Raw genomic sequence first — 20315 nt, 5'->3', positions numbered from 1 at the left:
GCCACAGCTTGTATTGTCTGCTAAAATCAAGAAAGAATTTATCAGAAAGCGAGGTCTTTTTTATGGAAAAGATTACCAGTTTCACAATAGATCACATCAAACTTCAGCCAGGCGTTTACGTTTCCCGCAAGGATCCGGTTGGAAATAGTGTGATCACCACTTTTGACATCCGTATGACTTCCCCAAATGAGGAGCCTGTTATGAACACAGCAGAGCTTCACACCATTGAGCATCTTGCTGCTACTTTTCTTCGCAACCACAAGGAATTCGGACCGAAGATGATCTACTGGGGACCAATGGGCTGCCGTACCGGCAATTATCTGCTGCTGAACGGAGATTATGAATCTAAGGATATTGTTCCGCTTATGGTTGAAACCTTTGAGTTTATCCGTGATTTCGAGGGCGAGGTTCCTGGTGCTTCCCCGAAAGATTGTGGAAATTATCTGGATATGAACCTTGGAATGGCGAAATATCTGGCTAAGAAGTTCCTGGATGAAGTGCTGTATGATATCAAACCAGACAGACTGGTTTATCCGAAATAATTTGATTTGATATATTCAGAAATCTCCCTCTTACCATTTCATGGCAGGAGGGAATTTCTTTAGTACTCAAAAAACGCTATGCAAACGATAATATCATCCATTTACATAGCGTCTTTCATCTCATCATTTCATCGCTTAAATTTCCAGCCTGTCAGCCTGCGACAGCCTCATCAGCTGCAGCATCTGCGCTTCCTTCTGTAGCTGCCTGATCAGCAGTTCCATCTGCGGCTGCACCGTCAGCTGCCACTGCACTTACATAATCACCGGATACATAAGCAGTCTGTCCCTCATAGGAAACCTCAATCCAGCCATTGTCGCATACACCTGTACTTGTAAGCTGTGTACCGCTTGTTACACCTGCGATCCAGGTAGCATCTGCACTTGCATCTGCACGAAGGTTAATATCTGCATTCGCAACATATGTACCATCCTGCTTAGTTACATTCACACCGCTTGCAGTCTGCTCTACAACTGGTTCTGGAGTAGGCGTAACTTCTGGTGTAGGAGTTGCCTCAGGGGTTGGTGTTGGAATAGGGGTCGGGGTTGCCTGTATAACTGTAACGCTTGCTCCTGCACCTTCCTCAAATCCACATCCAGGGATGCAAAGCGCTGCGCCCAGAAGCAAAACGGCCAAACCTGCTTTTTTCATAATATAGTTCCTCCTTTACAAAGCAATGGTGCTTTGAATTGATTCATCTTCTTTTAAATAATATTACAAAAACAGACTCATTTCGCGAATCGTTACAATTAATATACAGTATTATTACAAATTATGCAACCCCTAAGTGTATCTTTGCAATAAAGCATATCCTTCAGATTCCCAGAACAGCAGATATCTTAATCTCCTTTTCCGTTTCACTGAGATCAAAGTCGCCGCCATCTTCCACAGTCATGTGTACCTCATACAGTACATCTTCGGATAATGTATCCGGTATTTCACCATCTTCTGTCTGGATATGCCATTTCTCTGCCGGAACTTCTTTCAAGGTACCATCTGTGCCATATGCATACAGCTTCAGAGAACCTGTTTCCCCAGAGATTCCTTTCATACGTATTGCAACGGTTGTATTCGGATGCACATTCTCAATTGTGATCGTATTCAGCCATCCTTCCACATCTCCCAGGCCACCATCTGCCGCAAATTTCTCCTGGCTTAACACATTGCGCATTGCCTGATCCAGATCAACCTTACGATAAGGCATTTCCGGCAGATAAACGAATCTGTCCTGAAGTCTCAGAAGTTCCAGATAACCGGTAGGACAATAAAGTGAATTTCCGCTGTTTCCGGCATACATTCCGATAGCCATGTTGTTGTACATAGGCTTGCTGGCAACATCCATGGAAAAAACAGTTTCACCGGTCTCAAAATCAAGTATAATATACTGCCACATACCGGTTTCCAGATTCTGTACATATCCGTAGATATATCCGGTTGCCGTAGATAATTTCATCATGGAAGTATCTGACAGATCACTTCTGCACCAGATACTCTTCATTTCGTATCCATCCTCAGTCTTAATCGTATCTACGCGTTCCACACCCGGCGTGATCATTTTATTTCCCTGTTTCAACCAATTTTCATCATAAATATTGGTATAACTCTGAATAGAAGAATCACTGTCCTCTTTTCCCAGGTTGGCACTTCCTGCACCAAACCAGTTACATACGATGGTACTTACGGTTCCTGCACCGTTATCATATACGATCGCAGAATTTTCAACAGCTACCTGGCTGCCCTCCGGAAGTTCATCGATCACAGGGAGATTTGCGACAACTTCTCCTGTTTTCATATCCAGGGCAAGAAGATTTACGGTCTCCTGATTATCGGTAAACATCACCAGATCTTTTGTAAGGGATGGAGAGCATCCGCTGCCCCAGGCAAGACCTCCGCCAGTTGTTTCATCCCCTTCTTTGCTTTCTTTCGCGCCAGCACTCTCGTAAGGAGTTTCCCAGATTTTCTTCACCCCATTGTCCGCCTGCAGCAGATAACAGTTCTGATTCGTCAGGATCACTGCTCCATCCTTGGATGCTGCAATTCCATTCTCTGCACCCTCTCCCGGAGCCAGCTCATATACGAAGACGGCATCTGACAGATCAGTTTCCTCTCCATTTAAAATGGCATCAATAGCTGTACGGGAAATATAGCCCATAGCACCCTGCTGTTTCCTGTCAGGGTAAATGCGGAATCCTCCGGTTGCAAACCAGAGATTTCCTTCATAGTCAAACACTACCGCAAGAAGATTCTGATCCAGTGTTTTTCCAAGTGCTGCCTCTGCCGCTGCTTTAATATCAATATCCAGCACTTTCTCAAATTCCGGAAGTACGTTTCCGTCTTCATCTGTTGCCTTCAGCATCAGCACATGGTTATTATTGGTCGGACACACCAGACGGTTACTCTCATCTACAAAGGAATAGGAGCTCTGGATCAGATATTCTCCATTGTCATGCTGTTTTGGAGAAAAATATCCCAGTGTCTGTGTTTCCTCTGCATTGATATCACGAATTGCCAGTCCACCAAGCAACGGAACCACTGCATGTCCATAAGAATCGAAAAAGATAGCAGGAGACGCATTTGCATTGGTTTTTTCATAAGAAACATTAATTTCTGAATAAATGCCTACCGGTAATACCTCGTCTGTGGAATCTGTATTGTAGCAGTCATGATGAATATTGGAATCACTTGCTGCCATATAAGGATTCTCGTCAATAACCTTCTGTGTAAGTGTCTTTATGGGCAGTTCTGATGTCTGACCTGTATTTTCCTCTGTCTGTATTTCTTCTGCCTGTGTTTCCTCTGCACGTACCATATTTATTGATGGTTCAGATGTTGCAGCAGCTATAAAAGTAATCATTGCAAGAATTAAAGCTCTTTTCTTCATATTGTTTTCCTCCAAAGTGTTTTTGTCATATTACATTGCTGCGTTCAAACCAAATGGAAAGTCCTTCTTTTATTTTTTGCTCTTCCACAGGTTTCATAAAAAAATATTCTATCCGCATCCTGAACGCATGAAGCGAAAAATCAAGATCACTGCACCAGATGATCCCACATTTGGGATATAAGGAACGAAGATGTTCTGCAGCATTCAGCCCGGACACACCAGGTAATGCAAGAAGCACCACTGCAGGTACTGTTTTTCGTGTCCACTCAAAAAATTGTTCCTGATCCTGATAAATTTCAATCAATGGAAAAACTTTCTTTTCTGTACAGTAATTCCTGATATATTCCGAACATTTCTGTCCTTCCTGTTTCTGATCAGTCAATATAGCAATACAATACACGACATCCCTCCTTTTCCATCTGATGTCTCCCATTTGTTATTCTCATTATAAAAAAGTCGAAAATTATTTCAATAATTCTGTCACGAAACGACAGAAAATGACACGAATTGTAAATCTATGGTATTTAGATAATTTTAAGTTTGGGGAATTGTCTGTCGGAGCGGACAGGGATTAATTTCTTTTTTTAGCAGTGGCATCACATCTATATTTTATATACTCAAAGAAAACAGACTGATCCACATATCTTCTGTAGAAGCCAGCCTGTTTTCTTATTGTTTTACAATGTGATCTTGTACGTGTTACAGGAACATTTTCCCATTCCATAACTTATACCCGCTCAAATACCACCGTCACCTGCCCGCCGCAGATCATTCCAAGACTGTCCTGGCCGTCTGCTGTTAAGGCATAGTGTTTTACTTCTTTTTCTTTTACTTCTTTACAATGACTGATGGCTTCGTACTCTACTTTGCCGCCGCCAATGCTGCCTGTAATGTGTCCGGACGGTTCTACGAACATTTTGCTTCCTACTCCTCTTGGAGAAGAGCCGGATTTCTCTGCGATGGTGACCATGACACCATGACGACCTTCCAGAACTGCTGTCTCTACTTTTTCATCACAGTAGGCGGAATAATGCTGATTTTTTACCTTAATGATCTCTGCCATAATGCTCACTGCAATTTCCTCCGGAAGCTGCCCGCCAAGAGGAATTCCAATCGGTGCATGGACTTCATCCAACTGCTTTTTTGTATAGCCTTCTTTCAAAAGATTTTCCCTGGTGATCCGTACTTTGTTTTTGCTGCCGATCATGCCAAGATATTCATAGGGACGATGGAGAAGCCTGCGAAGGCAGTCAGCATCACCAATGTGGCCTCTGGTAAGTATTACATAGTAGGCATTTTCATAAGGAGTAATATATTTGTCCAGTTCTTTGAAATCACCATAGACCAGCTGGTCTGCTTCCGGGAATCGCTCCTTTGTCACGAAATCTTCTCTGTCATCCATGATCGTTACATGAAAGCCAAGCATTTTTCCCAGATGGGCAGTTGGCTGTGATACGTGACCGCCGCCAAAGATCACAAGCCGCGGGTTCTTGCGGTAGTCTTCTACGAAAAGCCGGTGACCGTCTGCTTCTATTACTTTTGTCTCTTTCGTCTCACTCAGAATATTCAGATAATTATCCCATATGGAAGCATCTTCCGTTTTCTCGGGGATCAGCTGTACACCTGATTTTTTTTCAGCAACTTCACCACAGTTTTCTTCTCTAATAACCGTTTCCGGTTTCAAAATGCACTTCTTTCCCATATATGGTCCATCCAGAAAAATTCCAGTTTTTGCCCTGCCTTTTTCATCAAGAATCTGATAAATTTTATTATACATGATTTTTCACTCCATCCTGTCATATCAACTACCCAGCCCTTCCTGCCATCATTACCAGGCATTCTTTAATCAATCCCTTTTATTGTTACTGTTCACTCCGTGACCAGTAACACGCTTCGCGATGCACAGAAATCATGCATTCGCATGATTTCGCGCTGAGATTCTCGGGTTTTCTGTGAACTTTGTTCACAAAAAACACCTCGCGGAATGTTACCAGTGAACAGTAACCTTTTATTAGCAAGAGGATGATGCAGCGGTTAAAATTTCATTGCACCTTTCATTCCTATATATTATAATACATCCGGAGGAATTTTCACAATGAAGAAAAAAAGAATTATGGCCAGTTTTCCCATTCGGATTCTGGCAGTCAGTATACCCGGCCTCCTTGCAGGCCTGTTTTTAAATGCCACAAGAACTATGGGGCTGACCTCCGGGGCTTTGAATCTGGTGGTTACAGCCCGTTATGTGCTAAGTCAGATAATCACCTTTCTGGCACCGCTGATCATTATCGGTCTTGTGGCATCTTCCATTATTTCCGTAAAAAAAGCTCCCACACCAGCCACCGCGCCAGTTGTCCGGATCACTTATTTTTCCATGCTTGGAGCCGCAGCTTTCGCATCCGTTCTTGGATATCTGATCATTCCAAGACTTCCGGTATCCACAGACAGTTTATCTTTCCGCTTCCTGCCGGATACCTTGTTTGAGCTTCCCATTCCAGCACCGGTTTCTGCACTGAGCGCGTTAGTACTTGCTATTTTGCTTGCCCTTGGTGCCTGCTGGACCAATGCAGTGCGAACCAAAGAGCTTTTGCAGGAGTTTCGGGGAATTACCCTTTCCCTGATGTCCAGAATTCTTCTTCCACTGTTACCTGCTTATATCGGGCTTTCTCTTTGTACACTGGCTTATCAGGGATATTTCATCAAGTATCTGCCACTGTTGCTTCTGGCACTTATTATTATAATTCCGGCTTATATGGTCTGGGTGTTGGTTCTGTATCATATTGCAGGATCTTATGCCGGAGAAAAGGCATGGGGAATTCTGAAAAATTATATACCGGTCTGTAAAATGGCTTTAAGAACCCATTCTTCCACAGCTGTGGAAAAATATTCACAGAAAGCAGCTGACAAATGTGTGCCGCTTGATTCCGAGCTTATCAAAGAGGCAATTCCTCTTTTTACCCAGATTCATCACTGTGGTTCTGTGCTTGCAGAGGTATTCTTCGCTATGATGATCTCCCGTATTCTGTACGGCTCTGTTCCTGCACCGGGAACTATGTTGATCTTCAGTATTTTGCTTGCCACCTGTTCCATTGGTACACCCGGGCTTCCATGGGGAACCGTAATGGTATCCCTGGGAACCCTGACCGGAATCCTGAAATTCGGAGATTCCGGTATGGCGCTGATGTTCGCTGTTTTTGCACTGAATGATGCTTTTGCAGCAGCATGTAATGCCACATGTGACGGAGCCGCTGCACTGTTTCTGACAGGATATGTAAAAAGACATGATTTTTCAAACAGGCTCTAGGCCAGCGGCTGTCTCAGCCCTCTCTTAATATAAGCTCCAAGTTTCTCCTGCACCAGTTTTCCTTCATCCACAGCAAGGTTTCCGCGAAGGAATACTTTATCAATATCTCCATGGACTTCAAAACCCTCATAGGGGTTGTTATCTGTATTATAGGCATGTGTTTTCGCAGAGATCACGTTCTCTTTTTCCGGATCAAATACTACAATGTCTGCGTCGCTGCCTTCGGCGATAGCTCCTTTGTTTGGATATACACCGTACAACTTAGCTGGATTTTCACACAGAAGCTGGCACATTTTCTCTACTGTAATTTTTCCGGTGCGCACGCCGTAAGTGTAGAGAAGAGTTCCCCTTGTCTGAACTCCCGGCAGGCCGCCTGGAATCTTGGTAAAATCCGCTTTTCCCATTGCTTTCTGGGCAAGGGTAAAGCTGCACTGGTCCGTAGCTACTGTCTGGATATCTCCATCCGCCAGAGCTTTCCACAGGCAGTCCTGATCCTCTTTCTTGCGGATTGGCGGAGCGCACACATATTTGGCACCTTCGAAATCAGGTTTGGAATAAACGCTGTCGTCCAGAAGAAGATACTGAGGACAGGTCTCTGCAAATACGGTCTGACCATTTTCCCGGGCACGGACGATTTCTTCGTATGCCTTGCGGTTGGTCAAATGTACCACCATGACCGGAGCTCCTGCTTCCTTCGCAATTACAAGAAGACGGTGTACTGCCTCGGCCTCCATAGTATCCGGACGTACAAGAGGATGATTCTCCGGACCCAGTTTTCCCTGTGCTTTCGCTTCCTGGATCAGTGCGTCGATCACGCCTGCATTTTCACAATGTACGCCTGCGAAACAGCCTTTTTCATTTAAGGCCTTTATGATCTTATAAAGATCCTCGTCGTCTACGATCATTGCCGGGTAAGTCATATATAGCTTGAAGCTGGTAATGCCCTCATTGATCATGTCCTGAATTTCTTTCTTTGTCTCCTCATTCCATTCTACAATGGACATGTGAAAAGAATAGTCACAGGAGCATTTGCCATCAGCCTTTTTGTGCCACTTCTCAAGACCCTCTTTCAGGGTATGACCTCCTTTATCCTGTGAAGCAAAATCAATGACCAGAGTGGTTCCTCCAAGGATTGCCGCTCTTGTTCCTGTCTCGAAATCATCTGCTGTTACAGTACCAGCAACCTCCAGGTCAAAATGGGTATGTCCGTCAATAAATCCCGGGAAAAGAAGCTTGCCGGATACATCCACCACTTTGGCATCTGGCTGTGAAAGATCCTCTCCTACTTTTATGATCTTTTCGCCTTCCACCAACACATCCTGTTTCCTTGTGCCTGCACCTGATATTACGGTTCCGTTTTTCAAAAGATATTTCATACAACAGATCCTCCCTTCACATTTCTATGGTTATCTGCAATTTCCAAACCAGTCCTGTATTTATTTTTCTTCCACATTGACTTGCATTTATACAAAATAACCAATTTTATTTACCTTATATCTTATTTTAATGTAAATATACCACATGTAATTTCCATCTTCAACAAAATAAATACGAATTTTTTTAAGCCTTCAATAATTTTTTTGTAAAATTGTCTTTTTATTTTTTTTCTGACATGTTATTATAAAAGAAACAAGTCATTCGTTACTATCTGCAATATACGAATACAGGTTACTGTTCACTACGTTCACAGCAACCCGCTTCGCGATGCACAGAAATCATGCCTTGCATGATTTCGCGCCGACATTCTCGGGTTTTCTGTGAACTCTGTTCACAAAAAACACCTCGCGGAACGCTCCCAGTGAACAGTAATAAATACAGACAGGATGCCCGGATTCTATGCGGAGATTTCAGGCATCGACCCATGGCAGGATTTTCCTGCTCTTAATAAAAAAATCAAATCCAAAACAGGAGGGAACAAATATGGGAAGATTAACTGTCTTAGAGCAGATTGCGCAGGATATCGCAGCAGAATTCGGGAACGACTGCGAGGTCGTCATCCATGATCTGAAGACAAAAGAACCGGAACATTCCATTATCTATATAGTAAACGGACACATAACCGGACGAAATGTAGGTGACGGTCCATCGGACGCAGTTTTCGACGGCATCCGCCAGAAAGGACGGGGAAGTGACTGTGCTCCAGCCGACCACAATGGTTACCTGATGAAAACAGCAGACGGCAAGATTTTGAAGTGCAGTACTTCATATATAAAGGACGATGACGGCAGCCTTCACTATGTATTCGGCATCAACTACGACATCACCAAGCTGACCCTGATCAACAGTGCCCTTGATGATCTGATCACCCCGAAGAACAAAGAAGAGAAGCCGAAGCAGATTACTCACAGTGTCAACGATCTTCTGGATCGTCTCATTGAAGAATCCGTGAAGCTTGTAGGCAAGCCGGTAGCTCTCATGAATAAAGAGGATAAGGTAACTGCGATCCAGTTTCTTAATGATTCCGGAGCTTTCCTTATTACAAAGTCCGGAGACAAAGTAGCGAATTATTTTGGAATCTCTAAATATACGCTTTATAGTTATATTGATGTAAATAAGTAATATTTTAGTCATTTTCTTTTTATTTTATAACAAAAATAACATATTGGATACATGTTGTAAAAAAGCCATATAATACCGTCTCCTCATTACAGGATTTGGTTATTATATGGCTTATTTCATCATAATCAAGTCATAACACTCTCTGCAAGCTTTACTCTCTGCAAGCATGAAGCAGCAAGCGGTTTCTTACACCCCTTTGTCGGATGCTGCCAGCAGGCAGCTGCTACTCTTCCTCGCTTCCTAACCGGTGCGCTTCTTTAAAAATTTCACAGACACCCTGATTTACACATCTTTTATAGGCACAGTCCATAAAGGTAAGTATCCTTTTCCCATCTTTTTCTTCATATTCACAGCACACTGTCTGACTGCCGTTACAGGTTCTGCAAAAACCTGAAATAAATTCTTCGGTTTCCATTTTATCATCCTCTCAGCTTATGCACAAAGATCCCGCTTCGCAGCTTCGGCTCAAACCAGGTGGATTTCGGCGGCATAAGCTTACTCTCATCTGCAATCTGCATCAGATCTTCCATAGAAGTAGGATAAAGCGCAAACGCAACGCCTCTGGTCTCATCTGCCATACCCTGAAGCTCTCTTAACTTATGACTTCCGCCTACAAACTTAATACGCTTGTCAGTCCTTGGATCACCAATGCCAAGAACCGGACCTAAAACCACATCCTGAAGAATCTGGGAATCCAGCTGACCAACCACATCTTTTCCCTCATAAAGCTCCGGCTTCGCTTTCAGAAGATACCAGAAACCATCAAGATACATACCAAAGCAATGCTTCTCCACTGGCTTTGCAGGAAAACCCGGAATAATCGTCATGTCGAAGTTCTCCTTAATTTTCTCAAGGACATCTTCCACGCTCTGCCCATTCAGGTCCCTTACCACACGGTTATATGCCAGAATGGTAAGCTGGTCATATGGAAAAACAACGGAAAGAAAATAGTTAAACGCTTCTTCCCCTGTATAATCCGGATTCTCCTGGCGTCGCTTCAGCCCCACTTTCACAGCAGAAGCAGCTCTGTGATGTCCGTCTGCAATATAAAGTGCAGGAATTTTCTCCATCTCAGCCTGGATCTGGCTGATTGCCTCGTCCTCATCGATCACCCATACACGGTGTGTGATCTCGTCCTCTTCAGTAAAATCATAGGCTGCTTTGTGCTCTTTTTTCCATTGCGCAAGAAGGGCAGTCAGAACATCTGTATAACGGCATGCAAGATAAATGGGGCCTGTGTTAGCATCACATACATCCACATGATTGATTCGGTCCAGCTCTTTATCTGATCTGGTAAGTTCATGCTTTTTCACCACATTATTCAGATAATCGTCAATAGAAGCGCAGCCTGCAATTCCAGTCTGAACTTTCCCCTTTCGTACCAATTCATATATGTAATAGCACGGCTTATGGTCCTGGACCAGAACGCCAGTCTCCTCCATCTTATGAAGGTTCTCTTTCGCCTTCTGATAAACCTTCGCATCATAAAGGTCCGTCTCTGCCGGCAGATCCATCTCCGCTCTGTCTACATGGAGAAAAGAATCCGGATTCTCTTTCCCAATGGCTGCTGCCTCTTCTCTATTCACTACGTCATATGGAAGGGCAGCTACTGCTGCTGCCTTTCCCTCTGTAGGTCTAAGTGCTTTAAATGCACGAAATACTGCCATAAAATCTTGCTCCTTTCCCGGAGCGTGTTGAAAAAATCATTCCAGCGATCTGCACGCTCCATACATCCGGTTTGAAAGTATTTTCATCATTTTTCTTCGGCTTTTTTCAAATGCCATACCTTATATTATACCACAATCAGAAGGCTCTTGCAATTAGGCTAAATATTTTTTGAGAAAGCTAAATTTTTTTGTATTTTTCTATTGCAAATTGATTTATTTATGTTATTATACTTATAAGGAAAACAAAAATGTAGTTAAGATGTACTCTAATAACTAAAACCACGAAGGAGGTTTTCACCATGACAGACGGACTGAAATGGACGGTCAATCATGTTCCGGGATCTGATGATAAATTCCTGGACCTGATGTCCGAAGAAAACGTAACCAAAGCAAATGAATTCCACAAAAGTTTCCCCCAGTACTCCGTAACACCACTGCAGAAGCTTTCCGCTCTTGCTTCCTATCTTGGAGTAAAGGGCATCTACTGCAAAGATGAATCCTATCGTTTCGGATTAAACGCCTTTAAGGTTCTTGGAGGCTCTTATGCAATGGGACGTTACATAGCGAAGGAACTCGGTCGCGATATCAGCCAGCTTCCTTACAATGTTCTCTCTTCTGATAAATTAAGAGAAGAATTCGGACAGGCTACTTTCTTCACTGCTACAGATGGAAACCACGGCCGCGGCGTTGCATGGGCTGCTAAACGCCTTGGACAAAAAGCCGTAGTCAGAATGCCTAAAGGAACCACTAAGACACGTTTTGACAACATCGCCAAGGAAGGCGCCGAAGTAACCATCGAAGAAGTAAATTATGATGACTGCGTAAGAATGGCTGCCGCAGAAGCAGCTAAGACAGAACATGGCATCATCGTCCAGGATACTGCATGGGCCGGCTATGAGGAGATTCCATCCTGGATCATGCAGGGATACGGCACTCTGGTACTGGAAGCAGATAAACAGCTGAAGAAGAACGGCGTTGACCGCCCGACACACGTATTTGTACAGGCAGGTGTTGGTTCTCTGGCAGGTGCAGTTGTAGGATATTTTGCCCACAAATATAAAGAAAATCCTCCGGTAATGGTTGTCTGCGAAGCAAGTGCTGCCGACTGCCTCTATCGCTCTGCTGTTCAGGCCGATGGCAATCTGGTAAATGTAACCGGTGATCTTCAGACCATTATGGCAGGTCTTGCATGCGGCGAGGGAAATACCATCGGATGGGACATCCTGAAGAATCATGTAACCGTCTTTGCGTCCTGCCCAGACTGGATGAGTGCCAAGGCAACACGTATTTATGCCAATCCTCTTGAAAACGATCCACACATCATATCTGGTGAATCCGGTTCTGTTCCGCTGGGGCTTGCATATACAGCGCTTCATGACGAAGATGCCAAAGATCTGAAAGAGGCCCTGAAGCTGGATGAGAATTCCAACATTCTGGTAATCTCCACAGAAGGTGATACAGATCCAGTTCGTTACCGTGAGATCGTATGGGATGGCTTATACGGAACAACCGAATCATTAAGCGAATAATTTTTTATAACAATATGATACTTTTTTACAAAAAACGGAGGTAAAAAGTTATGAATTATAACAAAATCAAAGAAGCTGCACAGAATTATGAAGCAGATATGACCAAATTTCTTCGTGATCTGGTTCACTTTCCAGGCGAGAGCTGCGGTGAGAAGGATCATGTAATGCGTATTAAAGAAGAGATGGAGAAGCTTGGCTTTGATAAAGTTGAGATTGACCCAATGGGAAATATCCTTGGCTATATGGGAACTGGAAGCACTCTCATCGGTTTTGACGGACATATTGATACTGTAGGTATCGGAAACAGAACCAACTGGGAATTCGATCCCTATAAAGGATTTGAGACTGAGACTGAGATCGGCGGACGTGGAACTTCTGATCAGATGGGTGGTATCGTATCTGCTGTTTACGGTGCTAAGATCATGAAAGATCTTGGTCTTCTTAATGACAAATATCAGGTTGTTGTTACAGGAACTGTTCAGGAAGAGGACTGCGATGGTCTTTGCTGGCAGTACATCATCAACGAAGACAAGGTTCGTCCGGAATTTGTTGTTTCCACAGAGCCTACAGACGGCGGTATCTACCGTGGACAGCGCGGACGTATGGAGATCCGTATTGATGTAAAAGGTGTTTCCTGCCATGGTTCTGCTCCTGAGCGTGGCGACAACGCAATCTATAAGATGGCTGACATCCTTCAGGATGTTCGTGCATTAAATGAAAATGATGCTGCAGATGAGACCGAGATCAAAGGTCTTGTAAAAATGCTGGATAAGAAATATAACCCGGAATGGGAAGAAGCAAACTTCCTTGGAAGAGGTACGGTTACTACTTCTGAGATTTTCTTCACATCCCCAAGCCGTTGTGCAGTTGCCGACTCCTGTGCCGTTTCCCTTGACCGTCGTATGACAGCAGGTGAGACCTGGGAGAGCTGCCTGGATGAGATCCGCGCACTTCCATCTGTCAAAAAGTATGGTGACGATGTTAAGGTTTCCATGTATGAGTACTCCCGTCCATCCTGGACAGAGCTGGTATATCCAATCGAGTGCTATTTTCCAACATGGGTAATCCCGAAGGATCACAAGGTTACTTCTGCTCTTGAGGAAGCTTACCACAATCTGTATGGCACAGAGCGTATGGGCAATGCTGAGACAGAAGCTATGAGAAAAGCCCGTCCTCTTACCGACAAGTGGACATTCTCTACCAACGGTGTTTCCATTATGGGACGTAACGGAATCCCATGCATCGGATTTGGACCTGGCGCAGAGGCACAGGCTCACGCTCCAAACGAGAAAACATGGAAAGATGATCTGGTAAGATGTGCAGCTGTTTACGCAGCACTTCCTACTGCTTACTGTAAATAATCCGGAAATATCTGTTTATCAGAACTACAGAAACTGCAACTGTTCCGCACGTTCAGAGCTACACACCTTGCGTAACAGTACCTGTGAATCGTTATCAGAAATTATAAACTGCCATGAGGTTATACGTGTGCCCCAAACGCTTTTCCGCAAGCTGCACACCCTTGGAGCAGACAGCTGTTACAATGTGTCTGCTCCATACCTCCACTTTACACATAGTACTTTTCACAATTAACCAGTACAGCGAAAATTAAGTATCTGCGATATTGACCCAGTATTGAAAAATCAGACCAATCAATATAACGGTTCCTTAATATTCTCTGTACCAGATAAATTTTATTTATATAAGGAGAAAATTCATGAAAACATTACAGGATTACATCGACAAGCTTAACAGCCTTAACTTCAAAGAAATGTACAACAACGACTTCTTCTGGACATGGGATAAAACAGACGAGGAACTGGAAGCTGTTTTCACAGTTGCTGACGCTCTCCGCTTCATGAGAGAGCACAATATCTCCACGAAAGTATTCGAGAGTGGTCTTGGAATCTCCATTTTCCGTGACAACTCCACACGTACCCGTTTCTCCTTCGCTTCTGCCTGCAACCTTCTTGGACTTGAGGTACAGGATCTGGACGAGAAGAAATCCCAGATTGCACACGGTGAGACCGTTCGTGAGACAGCCAACATGGTATCCTTCATGGCTGATGTAATCGGTATCCGTGATGATATGTACATTGGTAAGGGACATACTTATCAGAAAGATTTTATGGATGCTGTAACAGAAGGAAATAAAGATGGCATTCTTGAGCAGAGACCTACTCTTGTAAACCTTCAGTGTGACGTTGATCATCCTACCCAGTGTATGGCAGATATGCTTCACATCATCCATGAATTTGGCGGTGTCGAGAATCTGAAAGGCAAAAAGCTTGCTATGACATGGGCTTACTCTCCTTCCTATGGTAAACCACTCTCCGTTCCACAGGGTGTCATCGGACTTATGACACGTTTCGGTATGGACGTTGTTCTGGCGCATCCGGAAGGATACGATGTAATGCCAGAGGTTGAGGAAATTGCTAAGAAAAATGCTGAGAAGTCCGGCGGTTCTTTCACAAAGACAAACAGCATGGAAGAAGCATTCAAAGATGCTGATATCGTTTATCCAAAGAGCTGGGCTCCATTTGCAGCAATGGAAAAACGTACCAATCTCTATGGTGAAGGCGACTTCGACGGAATCGATAAACTGGAGAAAGAGCTTCTTGCTCAGAACGCAGAGCACAAAGACTGGGCTTGCACAGAAGAACTTATGAAGACTACCAAGGACGGCAAAGCGCTTTACCTGCACTGTCTGCCAGCTGATATTACAGGCGTAAGCTGTGAGACCGGTGAGGTTGATGCAAGCGTATTTGACCGTTACCGTATCCCGCTTTATAAAGAAGCAAGCTTCAAACCATATGTAATTGCAGCAATGATCATGCTCTCCAAATTTGAAAACCCACAGGATATCCTGAAAAAACTGGAAGTAAAGGCTGCTCCGAGAATTATGGAATAATGCTTTTCAGGGGGCTGTAGGAATACAGCCCTTTTTTGTTCTCATTTTGATGGTATTTCTTATACTTGATATATTTTTAGTATATCAAATGTTACTGTTCACTCCGCGACCAGTAACTATCAAATTGCCATTATATAGATTGTTTACGATAATATTTATAGAAGTGATTATATTAGAGTATCGCCCACACAGGCTTTCTGCGGAATATTTATCGCAATTCGCAGGAATGATTTTTTTAAACAAACTCTGGTTTACTCCTTCCTAAATATTTATCAGAGGAGGTTTTTATGATATATAAAAGAAAACGTATCGTGGTTGCCCTTGGCGGCAACGCACTTGGAAATACACTTCCAGAACAGATGATAGCAGTAAAATCTACTGCAAAGGCGCTCTGCGACCTTATTGAGGAAGGTCACCAGGTAGTTGTGGTTCACGGAAATGGACCACAGGTAGGTATGATCAACAACGCTATGACTGCGCTTACCCACGAAGATCAGGCACAGCCAAACACTCCGCTCTCTGTCTGTGTAGCTATGAGCCAGGCTTACATTGGCTATGACCTTCAGAACGCACTCCGTGAAGAGCTTCGCAAGCGTGGCTTCATGCGTACACCGGTTGTCACCGTTGTCACACAGGTTCGTGTCGATCCTGAGGATCCTGCATTTGAAAATCCAAGCAAACCAATTGGTAAATTCCTTACCAAGGAAGAAGCTGATTTCCAGGCGAAAGCCTACGGGCATGTTATGAAAGAAGATGCAGGCCGCGGCTACCGCCGTGTGGTTGCTTCTCCCAAGCCAGTGGAAATCGTAGAGCAGGATGCCATCAACAGCCTTGTAGATGCCAACAAGATCGTTATCTGCTGTGGCGGAGGTGGAATCCCGGTCACCTTAGAAGGTCACCATCTAAAAGGTGCTTCTGCTGTCATTGACAAAGATTTCGCAAGCTGTCTGCTTGCAAAGCAGCTGGATGCAGATATGCTGATCATTCTGACGGCTGTGGAAAAAGTTGCCGTTAATTTTGGCAAAGAAAATGAGAAGTGGCTGGACGATCTTACCGTTTCCCAGGCCAGAAAATACATTGAAGAAGGTCAGTTTGCCGCTGGATCTATGCTGCCGAAGGTTCAGGCCTGCGTAGACTTTGCAAGCTCCGGCACCGGCCGCACAGCTATGATCACGCTGTTGGAAAAGGCAAAAGATGGTATTATGGGAAAGACAGGGACACAGATTCATTTGTAAGAAGTGTCTGGGACTGATAGAGTCACCAATAATAGAATTTGACCTCAAAGGTCACTTAGATTACTTAGCAGGGTATGGTTTACACCATACCCTTTTTATACGCCAGAGCGTGTTTAAAAATCATTTATGATGTTTCTCTTCCTCTTCTTCCACCAATCGCGCTGTTTCTTCTGATGGTGCTGAAATCACGGCTGCTGCCACGATTTCACAAGGCGGATTCTCTTTCACAGCATCTACAGCGGCCTTCACTGCGGCTACATCACCGCTTAAAAATACAGTTGCATGACCTCCGCACTTGGTATGCCAGGTACGGAATTCTACATCTGATGTTTTCAGCATCTGGTCAAGGACAACTACTGCATTGCAGCTTCCCAGAACCTCTACCAATCCTAATGCTCCATAAGACATCTTCTATCTCCTCCTGACATGTTCTATTTGTTAATGGTCATCTTAAGTGCTGTCTCCGTGTCTGCCGTGGGGGATGCAATTACCGTATGGGAAACGATTTTACCAAGGGGCTTCGCAGTCTCCAATACCACTTCCATAGCTGCATTTACATCGGAAACGCTACCGCGCATTTTTACACAGGCTCCACTTTTCAGTCGGTTTCTCTCTACGCTCTGGATCTTTACATTTGCAGCCTTGGATGCTGCATCAAGAGCCACAAAGCAGGCTACCAGGTTATCCAGTTCAAACACCCCAACTGCCATGCCGTCATAGTTATCTGCCATTTTATCCTCCTTGTAAGACGGGAAAATGGGGTACTGCTCACTCTGTTCACGTAAAACACCCACGGAACTCTTCTTGCAAGCAGAAATAAAAACACTTCTCCCGACTGCTTTCTTTTCCATTAGTATACCTTGTTTTTATCATAATTACAAGTAATTTCTGGCTGGAATCTCACACAAATTCACAAAATACAACAAAATCCCACATTTTATATTTAAATGTCGTTTCCTACTGCTTCCGTGTATAAAAGATTCAATACTTTTGCTCATTTTTTCGGAAATATCTTATAGTAGACAATAGCTCTTAAAGAGAGCGTTCTTTACAATTTAACATCCATATCGGTAAGTTCCTTCACATCATTCACTTTCAAAACAGCTGTATCATCTCTATGTGCGGTTATCACAGCTTTACCACCTTTATCTCCATTAATGGAGAGCAGGGAGTCGTAGTATTTTTTTGTAAAAATGCAGGGGTTTCCAAGTTTTCCTTCGCAGGAGACACAGGCGATTCCTTTGCCTGATGTTTTTAGGAGGGTGATGAGCTGGCGAATTGTGGCGGTGGTGAGCCAGGGCTGGTCGGAGACGGTGAAAAGGCAAGCATCAACGTCTAAGTTGGCTTTTAAGCCGATTTTCAGTGAGGAGGAGATTCCCTCGTCCGGATGAGGGTTGATGTATACGTTTACACCCAGGGATCTTGCGGCCTGCTCTATTTCTTCGTACTGGGTGACTACTGTTATTCTTTTATAGCAATCTCTCTGTTTAAATAATTTCCCCTTTATTTCACCAAGAGGTACAATTACTTTATTGCATTCTATATGTTCTTCTTTATAGCCTTCCTCATTCTGCTTTTCCAAATGTTCACCGCATTCCACTTTTTCAATACACTCTGTTTCTTCAAGCCATTCTGCCACGATCATCAGCTTCTCCAGAATATGCCGGTACATGGGCTTTCCATCAATTTCATATAAAAGCTTATTGCTTCCAAACCGCCGACTGTTTCCAGCTGCCAGCATGATCAATGCAATCTTCATATTTTTTCTGCCTCTCTTAAACTGCCATATGCAGCTATTGTGCCTTGCTTTGTCAGGTCTTCTACTATATGCTCTGCCGGAGAAGAATCGGGCAATATGTCTGCTTTATTTAAATATACACGGTAAACTTTATGGTCTACATTTTTATACAAACCGTGAACAGATGTTGCTATTTTTTCTATGTCTTCTTCGGTAACAGGTGCTTCCAGATTTTTTTCAAGAAAAGAGCTGGTGTATTCGGCACGGTGGGCGGTCTCACAGATGGGTTTGCCAAGACAGTCCAGACCGATCACACTTACTACTACGTCTGCAAAATCCGGGATTGCTGGTTCCCAGTCAGCTGGAACCTTCAAGGGTTTTCGTTTCGCTCCGTCTGCTTCGATCAGCATAACATCACAAAGAGGAACCAGTTTCTTCAATGCTGTTTCCTCTATGGCACACATTTTTCCAGAAGTTTCTTCAATATCGGCAACTGCTGCAAAACCGTGTTCTTTCAACATTTCCGAGACTTGCTCAAGATCAGTACTCTTTACCAGAGGCAGCATGGGATCATATGCCATATGGGTAGTTGTGGAAATAATCACTTTTTTACCCAAAGCCTGTAATTCTTCATTCAGACGGTAAATCAGACTTGTCTTTCCACCACCACCAACTACAGCGATCACTGGGTATTTCTCTATATCGAGTTTTAATAAGTCCAGAAAATATCTGTATCTTTTCATCCTGACCTCCTTCACGCCAATTATTTTCATGCAATGATTCATTGCCTGACTTCGTAACCTTAAAAAACAATTCTATAAAAAGTACATAGGCTTCATAACATTTCCCAAGCGAAAACATGTTAATAAATGCAATGCGACCAAACAGGATCTAGAGCGTGTTTGGCAATACACCCTCACTGAGCAAGATCTCCACCACACTTCCAGCAATACATCTGGCCTTATCCGAAATGGTAAAACAGTTCTTCTTCTCCTCTTTTCTGGGGTCGATATCGGCAATTTTCATTCCAACAGGAACATTGTAGCCTTCCTTTATAATTCCCCTTAATACGCCTGTTATAGAGGCTTCTACAGAGGTTTCTCCCACGTAGGCAAGAATCTGTCCTTTCTCTACAATATCGGCAATATGGACCATATTATGGATTCTGCCGGTCCCCGGGGAGTGGATCACACGTTCTTTGCTGACACCGCCTACCATTCCGGGGACACCAGTATTTGGAATGGCCGGTCCCTCTGTGATGATTCTGGCAAGATCGTGACCTCGCATGGTTTCCACAACGTAATCCACGTCTTCCCCGGCTGAAAAGCCTGGTCCCAGACCAATGGTAAGGGGTGCCATATTTCTTGAAGTTCCAAGATTTCTCTTTGCAAGAATTGCATCTACCAAAGCAGCTACCTTGCCCTGCGCGGAAAGTTCAATAATACAATTACCTGCCGGATCGACCATAAGTGGAATTTCCCCTGCTTGCCAGACCTGCCCACATTCTTCCAGAGAATCTATTCTTCTGCAAAGAATCCCTTCTACTGCTGCTGTCCCATCATACACAGCTTCGCAAAACGCTACCTTTCTGCGGATTGCACTTGGTTTTTCACATTCTAAGATCAATACACGATAGCCACAGCGATGCAGCCTGTGGATCACGCCGCTTGCCAAATCTCCGCCGCCACGGACTATTATACACTTGTCACTCATACTTTTTTCCTACCCATTTTTAATATTTTAGAAAAGGCGGGGAAGTCCCCGCCCTCTGATATTTTTGTGTTATAACAATATTGATACATGTTAATATTTTTTTATTCGATTTAATCAATTTCATAACAATATTGTTTCGCAATTAATATTATAACATTTTTTCCATTTACAGTATAGTATAAAATACATTTTTAATATAGAACCCACGAACAATAGATTACTGTTCACTCCGTTCACAGCA

The 20315-nt window shown here is 43.7% G+C and carries 19 protein-coding genes; 7 read left to right on the top strand and 12 right to left on the bottom strand.

Features of this window, described 5'->3' with window-relative positions:
* Positions 1-62: 62 nt before the first annotated feature.
* Positions 63-542, top strand: coding sequence for an S-ribosylhomocysteine lyase (locus AB5706_RS20110; protein WP_173769671.1), 480 nt, complete (start codon positions 63-65; stop codon positions 540-542).
* A gap of 151 nt (positions 543-693) precedes the next feature.
* On the opposite strand, the gene AB5706_RS20105 is transcribed toward AB5706_RS20110, so the two are convergent.
* From AB5706_RS20105 to AB5706_RS20090, 4 genes are all read right to left on the bottom strand, one after another.
* Positions 694-1191: an SH3 domain-containing protein gene (locus AB5706_RS20105; RefSeq protein ID WP_173716590.1), complete on the bottom strand. Its 498-nt coding sequence runs from the start codon at positions 1189-1191 to the stop codon at positions 694-696.
* A 163-nt stretch (positions 1192-1354) separates the two neighbouring features.
* On the bottom strand, positions 1355-3421 hold the full coding sequence (locus tag AB5706_RS20100; protein ID WP_173771984.1) for a PQQ-binding-like beta-propeller repeat protein: 2067 nt from the start codon (positions 3419-3421) through the stop codon (positions 1355-1357).
* A 25-nt stretch (positions 3422-3446) separates the two neighbouring features.
* Entirely contained in the window at positions 3447-3821 is a 375-nt protein-coding gene (locus AB5706_RS20095) for a response regulator (RefSeq protein ID WP_173771983.1), read from the bottom strand.
* 327 nt (positions 3822-4148) lie between these two features.
* Positions 4149-5198, bottom strand: coding sequence for an XdhC family protein (locus AB5706_RS20090; RefSeq protein WP_173771982.1), 1050 nt, complete (start codon positions 5196-5198; stop codon positions 4149-4151).
* Positions 5199-5516: 318 nt separating this feature from the next.
* Here AB5706_RS20090 and AB5706_RS20085 point away from each other — a divergent pair, with 318 nt between their 5' ends.
* On the top strand, positions 5517-6722 hold the full coding sequence (locus AB5706_RS20085; protein WP_173771981.1) for a cation:dicarboxylate symporter family transporter: 1206 nt from the start codon (positions 5517-5519) through the stop codon (positions 6720-6722).
* Here the strand turns inward: AB5706_RS20085 and hydA are convergent.
* The gene (gene hydA / locus AB5706_RS20080; RefSeq protein WP_173771980.1) at positions 6719-8098 is read right to left on the bottom strand and encodes a dihydropyrimidinase; all 1380 of its coding nucleotides are present in this window, start codon (positions 8096-8098) and stop codon (positions 6719-6721) included. The two genes, AB5706_RS20085 and hydA, sit on opposite strands and share 4 nt — an antisense overlap.
* Positions 8099-8642: 544 nt before the next feature.
* Here hydA and AB5706_RS20075 point away from each other — a divergent pair.
* On the top strand, positions 8643-9281 hold the full coding sequence (locus AB5706_RS20075) for a helix-turn-helix transcriptional regulator (RefSeq protein WP_173718096.1): 639 nt from the start codon (positions 8643-8645) through the stop codon (positions 9279-9281).
* Between the two features lie 223 nt (positions 9282-9504).
* On the opposite strand, the gene AB5706_RS20070 is transcribed toward AB5706_RS20075, so the two are convergent.
* Positions 9505-9696 carry a hypothetical protein gene (locus AB5706_RS20070; protein WP_173718095.1) on the bottom strand — a complete coding sequence of 64 codons (192 nt, stop codon included), beginning with the start codon at positions 9694-9696 and terminating at the stop codon, positions 9505-9507.
* A gap of 4 nt (positions 9697-9700) precedes the next feature.
* Positions 9701-10948 (bottom strand): DUF1015 domain-containing protein, encoded by a 1248-nt coding sequence (locus AB5706_RS20065; protein ID WP_173718094.1) that lies wholly within the window; start codon positions 10946-10948, stop codon positions 9701-9703.
* Positions 10949-11247: 299 nt separating this feature from the next.
* On the opposite strand from AB5706_RS20065, the gene dpaL reads away from it, so the two are divergent.
* From dpaL to arcC, 4 genes are all read left to right on the top strand, one after another.
* The gene (gene dpaL / locus AB5706_RS20055) at positions 11248-12477 is read left to right on the top strand and encodes a diaminopropionate ammonia-lyase (protein ID WP_173771979.1); all 1230 of its coding nucleotides are present in this window, start codon (positions 11248-11250) and stop codon (positions 12475-12477) included.
* 50 nt (positions 12478-12527) lie between these two features.
* Positions 12528-13838, top strand: a complete 1311-nt coding sequence (locus tag AB5706_RS20050) for a YgeY family selenium metabolism-linked hydrolase (protein ID WP_173718092.1) — start codon at positions 12528-12530, stop codon at positions 13836-13838.
* Between the two features lie 356 nt (positions 13839-14194).
* Positions 14195-15388, top strand: a complete 1194-nt coding sequence (ygeW, locus tag AB5706_RS20045; protein ID WP_118583376.1) for a knotted carbamoyltransferase YgeW — start codon at positions 14195-14197, stop codon at positions 15386-15388.
* A gap of 287 nt (positions 15389-15675) precedes the next feature.
* Positions 15676-16623 (top strand): carbamate kinase, encoded by a 948-nt coding sequence (arcC, locus tag AB5706_RS20040; RefSeq protein WP_179988296.1) that lies wholly within the window; start codon positions 15676-15678, stop codon positions 16621-16623.
* Positions 16624-16743: 120 nt separating this feature from the next.
* On the opposite strand, the gene AB5706_RS20035 is transcribed toward arcC, so the two are convergent.
* The 5 genes from AB5706_RS20035 to yqeB all read right to left on the bottom strand — a co-directional run bounded on the left by AB5706_RS20035 (position 16744) and on the right by yqeB (position 20074).
* Complete coding sequence (locus tag AB5706_RS20035; protein WP_173771978.1) at positions 16744-17031, bottom strand: BMC domain-containing protein; 288 nt, start codon at positions 17029-17031, stop codon at positions 16744-16746.
* Positions 17032-17054: 23 nt separating this feature from the next.
* Positions 17055-17354 carry a BMC domain-containing protein gene (locus AB5706_RS20030; protein ID WP_173771976.1) on the bottom strand — a complete coding sequence of 100 codons (300 nt, stop codon included), beginning with the start codon at positions 17352-17354 and terminating at the stop codon, positions 17055-17057.
* A gap of 317 nt (positions 17355-17671) precedes the next feature.
* Positions 17672-18382, bottom strand: a complete 711-nt coding sequence (locus tag AB5706_RS20025; RefSeq protein WP_173771974.1) for a nucleotidyltransferase family protein — start codon at positions 18380-18382, stop codon at positions 17672-17674.
* Positions 18379-19104: a selenium cofactor biosynthesis protein YqeC gene (gene yqeC, locus AB5706_RS20020; RefSeq protein ID WP_173771972.1), complete on the bottom strand. Its 726-nt coding sequence runs from the start codon at positions 19102-19104 to the stop codon at positions 18379-18381. The genes AB5706_RS20025 and yqeC overlap by 4 nt, the downstream gene beginning before the upstream one ends.
* Positions 19105-19252: 148 nt before the next feature.
* On the bottom strand, positions 19253-20074 hold the full coding sequence (gene yqeB, locus AB5706_RS20015) for a selenium-dependent molybdenum cofactor biosynthesis protein YqeB (protein WP_173771970.1): 822 nt from the start codon (positions 20072-20074) through the stop codon (positions 19253-19255).
* Positions 20075-20315: the final 241 nt, after the last annotated feature.

This window comes from Ruminococcus sp. RTP21484sp1_RTP21277st1_D2_RTP21277_210401, from assembly GCF_040924225.1.
Taxonomy (GTDB): Bacteria; Bacillota; Clostridia; order Lachnospirales; family Lachnospiraceae; genus Blautia_A; species Blautia_A faecis.
This window is presented reverse-complemented; position numbering and strand designations above follow the sequence as displayed.